Origin of the sequence: Bacillus sp. B-jedd, assembly GCF_000821085.1 — a bacterium.
Taxonomy (GTDB): Bacteria; Bacillota; Bacilli; order Bacillales; family Cytobacillaceae; genus Bacillus_D.
The window spans coordinates 1,621,739-1,635,409 of record NZ_CCXR01000001.1; the positions used below are offsets into that span (position 1 = coordinate 1,621,739).

Sequence of the window (13,671 nt, forward strand, 5' to 3'; positions counted from 1 at the left end):
CATTCAGGAGGTGGCCGCTATGACCATCCAATGGTTTCCGGGCCACATGGCAAAAGCCCGCAGGGAAGTCACAGAAAAACTTAAGCTTGTAGATATTATCATTGAATTGATTGATGCGAGAATCCCTTATTCATCTAGGAATCCGATGATTGATGAAATAATCCAGCATAAACCAAGGCTAGTCCTGCTCAATAAGGCGGATATGGCCGACAAGGAAGCGACGAAGGCATGGATCCGCCATTTTGCGGATCAAGGCATAAGGGCTTTGGCAATTAACGCACAGGCCGGCGAGGGGCTGAAAGAAATCACGTCAGCCTCGCATGAAATATTAAAAGAGAAGTTCGACCGCCTTAAAGCAAAAGGAGTCAACCCCAGAGCTATTCGCGCGATGATTGTCGGCATACCGAATGTTGGTAAATCAACAATCATAAACAGGCTTGCCAAAAAGAATATCGCCAAGACTGGCAATACCCCCGGAGTCACAAAAGCACAGCAGTGGATCAAGGTTGGCAAAGAGCTTGAACTTCTTGATACACCAGGAATTTTATGGCCAAAATTCGAAGACCAGGAAGTTGGAAGAAAGCTAGCCATCACTGGGGCGATTAAGGATACACTATTGAATTTGCAGGATCTTGCCCTATATGGACTGAAATTCCTGGAGAATAAGTATCCAGAGCGCCTTAAGGAGCGCTTCCAGCTCGAATCCTTGCCTGAAGACCCGGTGGAACTGTTCGAGCATATCGGCCGGCTCAGAGGCGCCCTTGGCGGAGGCGGTGTTGTCGATTACGATAAAGTAGCCGAACTTGTCGTCAGGGAGATCAGGTCAGAGAAGTTTGGATCACTTACATTTGAATGGCCAAAGGATTTATACGAAGAAACTGAATCTGAAATCTAACAGGCTTCCGACAGGGAGCCTGCTCTATTTTGAAAAACAAAAAAATTATACATAAAGGTTGAATAACAATGGATAAACTGAGCATTCGGGAAATTGAAGGGCTGCTTGCATTGAAAAATGATGAAAAGGACCCGTTCATTCTGGAAGCGGAAAAAGATGGCCGAAAAGGAGTCCAAAGACTCTTGCAAAAATGGAAGAAAGACAGGGCGGCTGAAAAAAGGCTGAAAGAGAAATTTTACAAAATGACAGCCTTTGAGAGGGATGCGAGAAATAGCGGCTATACGCTAATTGCGGGAATCGACGAAGCTGGGCGTGGCCCGCTTGCTGGCCCGGTAGTTGCGGCTGCTGTTATTCTGCCTGAAAATTTCTTTTTGCCCGGTCTCGACGACTCGAAAAAATTGCCGGCCAAAAAACGGGAAGAATACGAGATAGCCATCAAAAACGAAGCGGTTTCCTTCGGTATTGCCTTTGTGAGCGCAGAAGAAATTGATGAACTGAATATTTATCAGGCAACAATCAAGGCGATGCATGCGGCTTCTGCGGCGCTTAAGCCAGTGCCGGATTATTTGCTCGTTGATGCCGTCAAGCTTGATACGCCGTTCCCGTGTGAACCAATCATTAAAGGGGATGCAAAAAGCGTATCGATTGCTGCCGCATCGATTCTGGCAAAAAACGCTCGGGACAGATACATGGTTGATTTGGCCGCGAAATATCCTTATTACGGTTTTGAAAAAAACATGGGCTATGGGACGAGAGAACATCTGGAAGCGATAGAAAAATATGGCGCGACACCCATTCACAGGACCTCGTTCGCCCCTTTAAAACCTGTAGAGGAATCTAACAAAGCATAAGGAACGAACGCAAAAAACCAGACTGTTTTCAGACTGGTTTTATTTTATTGCCTGGAAATTGAACAATCTTAACCTTTTGAGCAATCGAAATGTTTGGTCCATAAGTGTGGACAAGCCCGCGGGCATTATATAAAATGAAAGCGCAGTGCAATTTTGAGATAGGTTGTTAGGAGGATGGGAAATGAATATCCACGAGTATCAGGGGAAAGAAATACTCAGGAAATATGGGGTAACTGTCCCTAATGGAAAAGTGGCGTTCACGGTTGAGGAAGCGGTCGAAGCAGCCCGTGAGCTTGGAACACAAGTTTGTGTCGTGAAAGCACAGATCCATGCTGGCGGCAGGGGGAAAGCCGGCGGGGTTAAAGTTGCCAAAAATCTCGATGAAGTACGTACATATGCAAATGAAATTCTTGGCAAAACGCTGGTAACTCATCAGACCGGCCCTGAAGGAAAAGAAGTAAAGCGCCTTTTGATAGAAGAGGGCTGTGATATTAAAAAGGAATACTATATCGGCCTTGTTTTAGACAGGGCTACTTCGCGTGTAGTCCTGATGGCTTCCGAAGAAGGCGGAACGGAAATCGAAGAAGTAGCAGAAAAGACGCCTGAAAAGATTTTCAAGGAAGAAATCGACCCTGTCATCGGCCTACAGCCTTTCCAGGCGCGCCGTATTGCCTTCAATATCAACATCCCGAAAGAGCTTGTGAACCAAGCCGTCAAGTTTATGCTGAGCCTGTATCAGGCTTATATTGAAAAGGATTGTTCCATTGCGGAAATCAACCCACTGGTTGTCACCGGGGACGGAAAAGTCATGGCGCTCGATGCGAAGCTTAACTTCGATTCTAACGCGCTATACCGCCAGAAAGATGTTCTGGAAATGCGTGACCTCGAGGAAGAAGATCCAAAGGAAATCGAAGCATCCAAATATGACCTCAGCTACATTGCGCTTGATGGGAATATCGGCTGCATGGTAAACGGTGCCGGCCTTGCGATGGCGACTATGGACATCGTCAAGCATTATGGCGGCGATCCCGCGAACTTCCTGGATGTTGGCGGCGGCGCAACTGCTGAAAAAGTTACCGAAGCGTTCAAAATCATTCTTTCCGATCCAAAAGTAAAAGGGATATTTGTCAATATTTTTGGCGGCATCATGAAGTGTGATGTCATCGCGACAGGTGTCGTCGAGGCAGCCAAGCAGGTAGGCCTGGAAGTGCCGCTTGTTGTCCGTCTTGAAGGAACGAATGTGGAACTTGGCAAGCAAATCCTGAACGAATCCGGCCTGAATATCGTTGCCGCTGAATCCATGGCAGACGGGGCCGAGAAGATCGTTTCCTTGGTGAAATAAGAGGGGGTAAATGTTGTGAGCGTTTTTATCAATAAAGACACAAAAGTCATTGTCCAGGGGATCACTGGTTCAACAGCACTTTTCCATACAAAGCAAATGCTTGAATACGGCACGAAAATCGTCGGCGGCACATCGCCGGGCAAGGGCGGCCAGGAAGTGGAAGGCGTTCCTGTTTTCAACACTGTCCGTGAAGCGGTTGAAAAAACAGGCGCTAACGCGTCCGTCATTTATGTACCGGCTCCGTTTGCGGCAGATGCGATCATTGAAGCGGTCGATGCAGAATTGGATCTTGCCATCTGTATCACAGAGCACATCCCAGTCCTTGACATGGTTAAAGTCAAGCGTTACATGGAAGGGAAGAAAACCCGCCTTGTCGGACCGAACTGCCCGGGAGTGATTACCGCTGATGAATGCAAGATCGGTATCATGCCTGGCTATATCCATACAAAAGGCCATGTGGGTGTTGTTTCCCGCTCCGGAACACTTACCTATGAGGCTGTCCACCAGCTTACTCAGTCTGGCATCGGCCAGACAACTGCTGTCGGTATTGGCGGGGACCCTGTCAACGGCACGAATTTTATCGATGTTTTGAAAGCCTTCAACGAAGACCCTGAAACATACGCGGTTATCATGATTGGTGAAATCGGCGGTACTGCGGAAGAAGAAGCTGCCGAGTGGGTTAAGGCCAATATGACGAAGCCTGTTGTAGGATTCATTGGCGGCCGTACTGCACCTCCAGGCAAGCGGATGGGCCATGCTGGCGCGATTATTTCCGGAGGCAAGGGAACGGCTGATGAAAAAATCCGCGTCATGAATGAATGCGGCATCAAAGTGGCTGCCACTCCTGCGGTCATGGGCGAAACCCTTATTGAAGTATTAAAGGAAAAAGGCCTTTACGAGAAATGTAAAACTCATTAAAAATAGGTATCCTGAATCAAGCCCTTCAGCTTTTGAAGGGCTTATTCCGGGATAAAACCAATAGGAGGATTTAATATGGAGCCGCATCGCCAAAAACTGATAGAGCTTATTCATTATCCCGGCGCGACTTGGAATTCAATCGCATCGGCAATGAAAGAAGAACTGCTTCCTGAAATGCACCCCGATAATCCGTTAACATGCAATTTAAATACTTTAAAAACTCCTTCAAAAAAAGTCTCCACAACTCTTCAAAAAGAAAAACTCTCCACACTTCTCCATCACTATGCAGCAAGTAAAATCTCCATTATAACTATTTTTGATCCCGACTACCCTTTTTGGCTTAGGAATATTTATCAGCCGCCATGGGCTCTCTTTGCCCAAGGCGACCTTTCTTTATTGCAAAAGGAACCGAAGCTTGCTGTCGTCGGCTCCCGCCAGGCGAGTCCCTACGGAAAAAACGCGATCAGACTCATGTTTCCCGCGCTTATTGAGAAGGGAATTGTTATTGTGAGCGGCCTTGCAAAAGGGATAGATGCGGTCGCCCATGAATGCGCCATGAAGAATGGAGGCAGAACAATTGCAGTGATAGCAGGCGGCTTGTATCATGTATATCCGGAAGAGAACCATCATCTTTACAGGGAAATGGCGAAAAGCCAGCTCGTCCTGTCTGAATTTCCTCCCGACACAAAGCCTGCCCGCTGGCATTTCCCAATGCGCAACAGGATCATCAGCGGGCTATGTGTGGGCACATTCGTCGTGGAGGCAAAACAGAAAAGCGGCTCGCTTATTACGGCAAACTATGCTATGAATGAAGGCCGGGAGGTGTTTGCCCTTCCGGGAAGTGTTTTTAATCCTTTTTCGACCGGGACGAATGAATTTATCCAGCATGGGGCAAAAATGGTGACGAAAGCGGAGGATATACTTGAAGAAATCCCGTTTTAAATGTACACTTGGCAAGGCCGGAAAAATAAGGCTTTAATTTCGCGAAGATAAATATGGAAATAACACCCATTTTAAAGCTTTTCTTAAAGAAATCATCCTTAAATCCCGATTATTTGGAAGATTTTACGTAAATTTTACGAAAAAGGTTGAAATAATCAGGAAACTGGTATACATTTTGCAACAGGTATTAGAATAACCCTCGTGAGGAGGACGGCTGAATGGCAGAATTTCTTGTCATCGTAGAATCACCCGCAAAAGCAAAGACGATTGAGCGGTATTTGGGCAAAAAATATAAAGTAAAAGCGTCCATGGGCCATGTGATTGATTTGCCCAAAAGTCAAATGGGCGTTGATATAGAAAATAATTTTGACGTGAAGTATATTACCATCCGGGGTAAGGGCCCTGTCCTGAAGGAATTGAAAACAGCCGCTAAAAAGGCGAAGAAAGTCTATCTTGCAGCTGACCCCGACAGAGAAGGGGAAGCAATCGCCTGGCATTTGGCCCACAGCCTTGATGTGGATGTCAATTCCGATTGCCGGGTTGTTTTCAATGAAATAACAAAGGATGCGATTAAAGAATCCTTTAAACACCCACGGGCTATCAATACTGATTTGGTAGATGCCCAGCAGGCAAGGCGGGTGCTTGACAGGCTGGTCGGCTACAATATTAGCCCGCTGCTGTGGAAAAAGGTTAAGAAAGGCCTTTCCGCTGGCAGGGTACAGTCTGTTGCTGTGCGATTGATTATTGACCGCGAAAAAGAAATTAAGGAATTTGTACCGGAAGAATACTGGACGATTACCGGAAACTTCATGAAAGGAAAGGATGAGTTCGAAGCATTCTTTTATGGAGTGGACGGCGAACGAAAAGAGCTTCATTCCGAGCAGGATGTAAACGATGTGCTTAAAGGCATCAGCGGCGACAAATTTAAAGTAGCCACTGTAACGAAGAAGGAGCGAAGAAGGAATCCGGCTCCGCCATTCACCACTTCTTCCCTTCAGCAGGAGGCAGCGAGGAAGCTGAATTTCAGGGCAAAGAAAACGATGATGCTCGCCCAGCAGCTTTATGAGGGAATTGACCTCGGAAAAGAAGGGACAGTCGGTCTGATTACCTATATGAGGACGGATTCAACCAGGGTTTCCGAAGTGGCCCAGGCGGAAGCGAAAAATTACATCACATCCGCTTTTGGCGAAAAGTTTTTGAAAGAAGAGGCCGGCAAGGAGAAGAAACAGGCGAATTCGCAGGATGCCCACGAGGCGGTCCGGCCGACAAGCGCCTTCAAGGATCCAAGCTCGTTAAAAGAGTTTTTGACGAGGGACCAACTAAGGCTATATAAATTGATTTGGGATCGGTTCCTGGCCAGCCAGATGGCTCAGGCTGTTATGGATACGATGAGTGTGGACCTGGTAAATGGGAAAGTGACCTTCCGCGCGACTGGTTCAAAAATAAAATTCCCCGGTTTCATGAAACTTTACGTTGAAGGAACCGATGACCAGGTGGAGGAAAAGGATCGGATGCTCCCTGACCTGAAGGAAGGCGATGAAGTGAAAAATGCCGACCTGGAGCAAAAGCAGCATTTTACACAGCCGCCTCCTAGATACACGGAAGCCCGCCTTGTCAAAACACTTGAAGAACTTGGAATAGGGCGCCCTTCAACCTATGCGCCGACTCTTGATACAATCCAAAAGCGCGGTTATGTCGCACTTGATAATAAAAGATTTATTCCTACAGAACTTGGGGAAATCGTCATTGAACTCATGATAGAATTTTTCCCGGAAATTCTCGATGTCGATTTTACTGCCAAAATGGAACAGAATCTGGATGACATTGAAGATGGGAAAATGGCATGGGTGGAAATCATCAGCGATTTTTACCAGGACTTCGAAAAGCGCCTTAAAAAGGCGGAGGAAGAAATGCAGGAAGTCGAAATTAAAGATGAGCCTGCAGGGGAAGATTGTGAAAATTGCGGAAGCCCAATGGTCTTTAAAATGGGCAGGTTCGGCAAATTCATGGCCTGTAGCAACTTTCCGGAATGCCGGAACACTAAGGCCATCGTGAAAGATATCGGCGTGACATGCCCGAAGTGTGAGAAGGGTCATGTAATTGAACGCAAAAGCAAGAAGAGGCGGATTTTCTACGGCTGTGACCGCTTTCCGGAATGTGATTTCCTTTCCTGGGATAAGCCGCTGGCAAGAAGCTGTCCGAAATGCGAAAGTGTTTTGATTGAGAAGAAGCTGAAAAAAGGTGTTCAGGTACAGTGTTCCTCCTGTGACTATAAGGAAGAGCAGCAAAGCTAGGAGTGGGCTAAAGCCCGCTCCTTTCATTTGGCAAAAATGCAGAGGCTGCATCTTTGCGGAATCATAGCGGAAAGTTGAAACTTTTTGCTTGCCTATACGTATTGTTAACCGCAATATGGAGATGAATGAAATTATGCTTTCAAATATGGTTATACACTTAAATTAACCCAATCTGCGGAGGTTATATAATGAATGATACTGTTGTAAACGTTATAGGTGCGGGGCTTGCAGGCAGTGAGGCTGCATGGCAGATCGCCAAAAGAGGGATAAAGGTTCGCTTATATGAAATGAGGCCGGTCAGACAGACGCCGGCCCATCATACAGATAAATTTGCCGAGTTGGTGTGCAGCAATTCCTTGAGGGCGAATACACTTACGAATGCGGTCGGCGTTCTAAAGGAAGAAATGAGAATCCTTGATTCGGTAATTATTTCTTCAGCAGATCATTGCGCCGTACCCGCCGGGGGCGCTCTTGCGGTCGATCGGCATGAATTCGCAGGCAGGGTGACGGAGCTTGTGAAAAATCATCCGAATGTAACGGTTATTAATGAAGAAGTGGCCGAGATTCCTGAAGGAATTACCATTATTGCGACAGGGCCGCTGACAAGCCCTTCCCTATCAGCACGCCTGAAGGAACTGACGGGTGAGGAATATTTGTATTTTTATGATGCCGCCGCACCTATCATTGAAAAAGAGAGCATAGATATGGAAAAGGTGTATCTAAAATCCCGTTATGATAAAGGGGAAGCGGCCTATCTGAATTGTCCGATGAATGAGGAAGAATTTGACCGTTTTTATGAGGCGCTGATTTCCGCTGAAACCGTCCCTCTAAAGGAATTTGAAAAGGAAGTGTTTTTTGAGGGGTGCATGCCACTCGAAGTCATGGCCCAAAGAGGCAAGAAGACGATGCTGTTTGGCCCAATGAAGCCAGTTGGACTAGAAGACCCGCGTACAGGGAAACGGCCTTTTGCCGTTGTGCAGCTTCGTCAGGATGACGCCGCGGGCACTCTTTACAATATTGTCGGATTTCAGACACATTTAAAATGGGGTCCGCAAAAGGAAGTCCTCCAGCTTATTCCGGGCCTTGAAAACGCAGAAATCGTCCGTTATGGTGTCATGCATCGGAACACTTTTATCAATTCCCCAAGGGTATTGGCTCCGACATATCAGTTCAGGGAAAAACGGGATTTGTTTTTTGCCGGGCAAATGACAGGTGTCGAGGGATATGTGGAATCGGCAGCAAGTGGCCTGATTGCCGGAATCAATGCAGCGAGACTAGCAACGGGGCAGGAGCCGCTTGAATTCCCACTGGAAACTGCAATGGGAGGCATGGCCTACTATATAACACACACGAATCCTGATAATTTTCAGCCAATGAATGCGAATTTTGGGCTTTTTCCTGAATTGCCGCAAAGGATAAAAGGAAAACAGGAACGGAATCAGCAGCATGCAAACAGAGCGCTGGAAACAATTCAGAAATTTGTGAAATGTTTGTAAAATCCTTGCGAAGCGATTTTTCTTATGATACGATTTAAAAGGCGCGCGAGGTGATTTTTTTGTCAAATGTGAACGTTTGTTTAAAGTTATTTCTTGAATATTTACAAATTGAGAAAAATTCCTCACAATATACAATTGAACATTATCAATATGCAATTGTTGAATTCTTTGAAGTGATGGCAGAGCAGGGGATTGAAAATGTGGAGGACGTCCAATATCATGATGCCCGCCTATACCTAACCCGATTATTCGAGTTAAAGCAGGCAAGGAAAACGATATCGAGGAAAATTTCCAGCCTTCGCAGTTTTTACAGATTCCTGCTCAGGGAAAACAAAATAAAGGATAATCCCTTTTCCCTGGTTGTCCTGCCAAAAAGCGAGAAAAGGCTTCCGGGATTTTTTTATGAGGATGAACTTGAAATACTGTTCCAATCATGCAAAACAGACACCCCTTTGGGCCAGAGGAATCTAGCGATCCTCGAACTCCTTTATGCAACAGGGATCCGGGTTAGTGAATGTTCCGGTATAACCGTCAGGGATATGGACTTTTTCCTTTCCACCGTTTTGGTTAAGGGGAAGGGCAGCAGGGAAAGGTATGTGCCTTTTGGCACAAAGGCTGCCAAAGCCATTATGTTTTATATGGAAAATGGGAGGAAACTGCTTCTTGAGGGGAAGCCCAATCAGGAAGCCTTGTTCCTAAATAGCCGGGGAGGCCCTTTGACGCCAAGAGGGATCAGGTTGATTTTGGATAAAATGATTGAACAGACATCCCTGACAGGAAAAATCCATCCCCATAAGCTTAGGCATACTTTCGCCACTCATCTTCTGAATAACGGGGCAGATATGCGAACAGTTCAGGAACTGCTTGGCCATGCGTTTTTGTCTTCAACCCAAATTTATACGCATGTCACAAACGAGAAATTGAAAAAAACATATATGGCCCATCATCCAAGGGCATAATTCTTATTAATGCTCACTTTTTAGGAGGGACACCATGTCTCAATTTCACGCTACTACTATCTTTGCAATCAAGCATAAAGGGAAAAGCGCCATGGCTGGTGACGGCCAGGTCACCTTTGGCAATGCGGTTGTCATGAAACACACAGCGAAAAAGGTAAGGAAAATATTTGGTGGAAAAGTAATCGCAGGGTTTGCTGGTTCAGTCGCAGATGCTTTCACTTTATTTGAACTGTTTGAAGCGAAACTCGAAGAATATAACGGCAACCTGCAGCGTGCTTCTGTTGAACTCGCGAAAGAATGGAGAAGCGACAAAGTCCTGAGAAGACTTGAAGCCATGCTAATTGTCATGAATGAAGATTACCTTCTCCTCGTCAGCGGTACGGGTGAAGTAATCGAACCTGATGACGGCATCCTGGCCATTGGCTCAGGCGGAAATTACGCTCTTGCTGCCGGCCGGTCGCTGAAGAGCTACGCCGGGGAGCACCTGTCTGCAAAAGAAATCGCAAAAGCTTCCCTCGAGGTGGCGGCTGACATATGCGTATATACGAACACAAATATTATTGTGGAAGAGCTTTAACGGGAAGGAGAATGCGAAAATGGGAAAGTCAGCAAATTTAACCCCCCGCCAGATTGTTGAAAAGCTTGACCAGTACATAATTGGCCAAAAAGACGCGAAGAAGGCTGTTGCAGTTGCGTTAAGGAACCGATATCGGAGAGAATTGCTAGATGAAGGCATACGGGATGAAATCATACCAAAAAACATTCTTATGATTGGCCCGACCGGGGTGGGAAAAACTGAAATTGCCCGCAGAATTGCGAAAATCACCGGCGCTCCTTTCATAAAGGTGGAAGCCACTAAATTCACCGAAGTCGGATACGTCGGCAGGGACGTCGAATCAATGGTCCGCGATTTAGTGGAAACGGCAGCAAGGCTCGTAAAGGAAGAGAAAATCCAAAAAGTTAAAGGGCGGGCAGAAGAAGCCGCCAACCGCAGGCTTGTAGAACTCCTCGTGCCTTCTGCGAAAAAACAGGCGAATTATAAAAATCCGCTTGAAATGCTGTTTGGCGGAAACAATGCCCAGCCTGAACCAGAAACAACAGCTTCCGAGGACTTCTCTGTCCAGCAAAGACGCGCTTCCATTAAGGAAAAGCTGGCAAATGGGGAGCTCGAGAACGAAATCGTTAGCGTGGAAGTAGAAGAACAGGCTCCTTCAATGTTCGATATGCTCCAAGGGTCCGGAATGGAACAAATGGGTATGAACATGCAAGATGCATTGAGTAATCTAATGCCAAAAAAGCGGAAGCGCAGGAAACTGACAGTCAGGGAAGCGAGAGTGGTCCTGACTAATGAGGAAGCGGCAAAGCTAATTGATATGGATGAAGTAACCCAGGAGGCTGTTTACAGGGCAGAACAGACCGGGATGATCTTTATTGACGAAATCGATAAAATTGCCAGCCGGAATTCGGGCGGCGCTTCTGCTGATGTTTCCCGTGAAGGAGTTCAGCGGGATATCCTGCCGATTGTGGAGGGTTCCACAGTTGTCACGAAATACGGCCCGGTCAAAACTGACCATGTGCTATTCATCGCAGCTGGTGCATTTCATATGGCTAAGCCTTCCGACTTGATCCCGGAACTGCAGGGCCGTTTTCCGATTCGCGTCGAACTTGGAAAGCTGACGGTCGATGATTTCCACAGAATCCTTGTGGAACCTGATAATGCATTAATAAAACAGTATATTGCTCTGCTCGAGACAGAAGGTATACAAATTGAATTTTCTGACGATGCTATTCAAAAGATTGCCGAGGTAGCGTTTGAAGTCAACCAAAATACCGATAATATCGGTGCCAGGCGCTTGCATACGATCCTCGAAAAGCTTCTGGAAGACCTATCATTTGAGGCACCGGATATCAATCTCGAAAAAATCACAATCACCCCGCAATATGTAGAGGAAAAGCTTGGGGCGATTTCACGTAACAAGGATTTAAGCCAGTTCATCCTTTGATGCGCAGTTTACTGCGTTTTTCAAAGGGTAAATTCTTAGATATACATTTCAATAGAAGCAGTTTAAATCAAACATTGGATGCAGCTAATAGGAGGAATTGTAAATGGATTTATTGACAAAAACGAGGAAGATTAATGCGCTTCTTCAAAAAGCGGCGGGAAAGCCGGTCAACTTTAAAGAAATGTCCGAAACATTGAGTGAAGTGATTGAAGCGAATGTATTCGTCGTCAGCCGCAGGGGGAAATTGCTTGGTTTCGCTATCAACCAGCAAATTGAAAACGAGCGGATGAAAAAAATGCTTGAAGACAGGCAGTTCCCGGAAGAATATACTAACGGACTGTTCAATATTAAGGAAACCTCTTCTAACCTGGATGTAGAAAGCGAGTACACTGCATTCCCGGTTGAAAACAAAGATCTTTTCCGCGAAGGCCTGACAACGATTGTACCGATTATCGGCGGCGGGGAGCGCCTTGGCACCTTGATTCTTGCAAGGCTCCATGAAAAATTCCAGGATGATGACCTGATTTTAGGCGAATATGGCGCTACGGTTGTCGGCATGGAAATTCTTCGTGAAAAAGCAGAGGAAATTGAAGAGGAGGCAAGGAGCAAAGCGGTTGTCCAAATGGCGATCAGCTCCCTTTCCTACAGCGAACTTGAAGCAATTGAGCATATTTTCGAAGAACTGAACGGCAACGAAGGGCTTCTTGTTGCTTCTAAAATCGCCGACCGCGTCGGTATTACCCGCTCAGTCATTGTCAATGCCCTTAGAAAGCTGGAAAGCGCGGGAGTAATCGAATCCCGTTCCCTTGGAATGAAAGGGACATATATCAAGGTATTGAATGACAAGTTTTTAGTGGAACTTGACAAGCTGCGCGCGAATTAATCATAATCCACCTGCCGGATTTCTTTCCGGCAGGTTTTTTTCTGCCGCTGATTCCATCGTTCTTTTTGAAAAAAAATTCGTTTTTCCGAGGAATTTCTTGATTGTAAATTATACTTGTGCTATATTACTACATGGTGTTAATCACACACGCCTGCTGATTCACGCGGATGGTGCCGGCATGTCCGGTCCCGCTGAAGCTGAAGCTGGCGGAGGAAACTAAACCATTAGGAGGAAAAAACATGTCAGTCATTTCTATGAAGCAACTGCTTGAAGCTGGTGTACACTTCGGTCACCAGACTCGCCGTTGGAACCCTAAGATGAAGAAATATATCTTCACTGAGAGGAACGGCATCTACATCATCGACCTTCAAAAGACAGTTAAGAAGGTAGAGGAAGCTTACAACTTTGTAAAGGAGCTTGCTGGCCAAGGCGGCACTATGCTGTTCGTTGGTACAAAGAAACAAGCTCAGGATTCTGTTAAAGAAGAAGCAATCCGTTCCGGAATGTACTTTGTTAACCAACGCTGGTTGGGTGGAACACTTACAAACTTCGAAACAATCCAAAAGCGTATCGCACGCCTGAAAGATATCGAAAGAATGTCGGAAGACGGCACATTCGAAGTCCTTCCTAAAAAAGAAGTTGTTCAATTGAAGAAGGAGCAAGAGCGTCTTGAGAAATTCCTTGGCGGTATCAAGGATATGAAGACTCTTCCAGATGCATTGTTCATCATTGACCCTCGTAAAGAGCGCATTGCCGTTGCAGAAGCACGCAAATTGAACATTCCTATCGTGGGTATCGTTGATACAAACTGCGATCCGGATGAAATCGATGTTGTCATCCCTGCAAACGATGACGCAATCCGTGCTGTTAAGCTTTTGACAGGCAAAATGGCTGATGCGATCCTTGAAGCTAAGCAAGGTGAAGAAACAGCTGTACCTGCTGAGCAGGCATAACGCACAAATCATCCTAGATGAAAATAAAAAGGTGATAAGAGGGAACACCCTTTATCACCTTTTTTTAAAGTAAATCATAAAAACTCCAGCAGACTTCCAAGGCTGCCAGAGTTGGATAAGTTAGAATGGCTGAAA

At 46.0% G+C, this 13,671-nt stretch carries 12 protein-coding genes; all 12 read left to right on the top strand.

What is annotated here, in order from left to right; translation table 11 throughout:
- Positions 1 to 19: 19 nt before the first annotated feature.
- The 12 genes from ylqF to rpsB all read left to right on the top strand — a co-directional run bounded on the left by ylqF (position 20) and on the right by rpsB (position 13,536).
- Positions 20 to 895 (top strand): ribosome biogenesis GTPase YlqF, encoded by an 876-nt coding sequence (gene ylqF / locus BN1002_RS07965; RefSeq protein ID WP_048824468.1) that lies wholly within the window; start codon positions 20 to 22, stop codon positions 893 to 895.
- Positions 896 to 963: 68 nt separating this feature from the next.
- Positions 964 to 1,746, top strand: a complete 783-nt coding sequence (locus BN1002_RS07970; RefSeq protein WP_048824469.1) for a ribonuclease HII — start codon at positions 964 to 966, stop codon at positions 1,744 to 1,746.
- 181 nt (positions 1,747 to 1,927) lie between these two features.
- On the top strand, positions 1,928 to 3,088 hold the full coding sequence (gene sucC, locus BN1002_RS07975; RefSeq protein WP_048824470.1) for an ADP-forming succinate--CoA ligase subunit beta: 1,161 nt from the start codon (positions 1,928 to 1,930) through the stop codon (positions 3,086 to 3,088).
- A gap of 15 nt (positions 3,089 to 3,103) precedes the next feature.
- On the top strand, positions 3,104 to 4,006 hold the full coding sequence (gene sucD / locus BN1002_RS07980) for a succinate--CoA ligase subunit alpha (RefSeq protein WP_048824471.1): 903 nt from the start codon (positions 3,104 to 3,106) through the stop codon (positions 4,004 to 4,006).
- Positions 4,007 to 4,081: 75 nt separating this feature from the next.
- Positions 4,082 to 4,948 carry a DNA-processing protein DprA gene (gene dprA / locus BN1002_RS07985; RefSeq protein WP_048824472.1) on the top strand — a complete coding sequence of 289 codons (867 nt, stop codon included), beginning with the start codon at positions 4,082 to 4,084 and terminating at the stop codon, positions 4,946 to 4,948.
- Positions 4,949 to 5,166: 218 nt separating this feature from the next.
- Positions 5,167 to 7,242, top strand: coding sequence for a type I DNA topoisomerase (gene topA / locus BN1002_RS07990; protein WP_048824473.1), 2,076 nt, complete (start codon positions 5,167 to 5,169; stop codon positions 7,240 to 7,242).
- A gap of 188 nt (positions 7,243 to 7,430) precedes the next feature.
- Positions 7,431 to 8,738 (top strand): FADH(2)-oxidizing methylenetetrahydrofolate--tRNA-(uracil(54)-C(5))-methyltransferase TrmFO, encoded by a 1,308-nt coding sequence (gene trmFO / locus BN1002_RS07995; RefSeq protein ID WP_048824474.1) that lies wholly within the window; start codon positions 7,431 to 7,433, stop codon positions 8,736 to 8,738.
- A gap of 59 nt (positions 8,739 to 8,797) precedes the next feature.
- A complete protein-coding gene (gene xerC / locus BN1002_RS08000; protein WP_048824475.1) occupies positions 8,798 to 9,697 on the top strand; it encodes a tyrosine recombinase XerC in 900 nt (299 codons plus the stop codon).
- A gap of 34 nt (positions 9,698 to 9,731) precedes the next feature.
- The gene (gene hslV / locus BN1002_RS08005; protein WP_048824476.1) at positions 9,732 to 10,274 is read left to right on the top strand and encodes an ATP-dependent protease subunit HslV; all 543 of its coding nucleotides are present in this window, start codon (positions 9,732 to 9,734) and stop codon (positions 10,272 to 10,274) included.
- 19 nt (positions 10,275 to 10,293) lie between these two features.
- A complete protein-coding gene (hslU, locus tag BN1002_RS08010) occupies positions 10,294 to 11,700 on the top strand; it encodes an HslU--HslV peptidase ATPase subunit (protein WP_048824477.1) in 1,407 nt (468 codons plus the stop codon).
- Between the two features lie 103 nt (positions 11,701 to 11,803).
- The gene (gene codY, locus BN1002_RS08015; RefSeq protein ID WP_048824478.1) at positions 11,804 to 12,583 is read left to right on the top strand and encodes a GTP-sensing pleiotropic transcriptional regulator CodY; all 780 of its coding nucleotides are present in this window, start codon (positions 11,804 to 11,806) and stop codon (positions 12,581 to 12,583) included.
- Between the two features lie 239 nt (positions 12,584 to 12,822).
- On the top strand, positions 12,823 to 13,536 hold the full coding sequence (gene rpsB, locus BN1002_RS08025; protein ID WP_048824480.1) for a 30S ribosomal protein S2: 714 nt from the start codon (positions 12,823 to 12,825) through the stop codon (positions 13,534 to 13,536).
- The last annotated feature ends 135 nt before the right edge of the window (positions 13,537 to 13,671 follow it).

What these genes read in the sequence shown, in the direction of transcription:
- ylqF (WP_048824468.1), top strand. Translation starts at nt 20, where the DNA reads ATGACCATCCAATGGTTTCCGGGCCACATGGCAAAAGCCCGCAGGGAA.
- BN1002_RS07970 (WP_048824469.1), top strand. Translation starts at nt 964, where the DNA reads ATGGATAAACTGAGCATTCGGGAAATTGAAGGGCTGCTTGCATTGAAA.
- sucC (WP_048824470.1), top strand. Translation starts at nt 1,928, where the DNA reads ATGAATATCCACGAGTATCAGGGGAAAGAAATACTCAGGAAATATGGG.
- dprA (WP_048824472.1), top strand. Translation starts at nt 4,082, where the DNA reads ATGGAGCCGCATCGCCAAAAACTGATAGAGCTTATTCATTATCCCGGC.
- topA (WP_048824473.1), top strand. Translation starts at nt 5,167, where the DNA reads ATGGCAGAATTTCTTGTCATCGTAGAATCACCCGCAAAAGCAAAGACG.
- trmFO (WP_048824474.1), top strand. Translation starts at nt 7,431, where the DNA reads ATGAATGATACTGTTGTAAACGTTATAGGTGCGGGGCTTGCAGGCAGT.
- hslV (WP_048824476.1), top strand. Translation starts at nt 9,732, where the DNA reads ATGTCTCAATTTCACGCTACTACTATCTTTGCAATCAAGCATAAAGGG.
- hslU (WP_048824477.1), top strand. Translation starts at nt 10,294, where the DNA reads ATGGGAAAGTCAGCAAATTTAACCCCCCGCCAGATTGTTGAAAAGCTT.
- codY (WP_048824478.1), top strand. Translation starts at nt 11,804, where the DNA reads ATGGATTTATTGACAAAAACGAGGAAGATTAATGCGCTTCTTCAAAAA.
- rpsB (WP_048824480.1), top strand. Translation starts at nt 12,823, where the DNA reads ATGTCAGTCATTTCTATGAAGCAACTGCTTGAAGCTGGTGTACACTTC.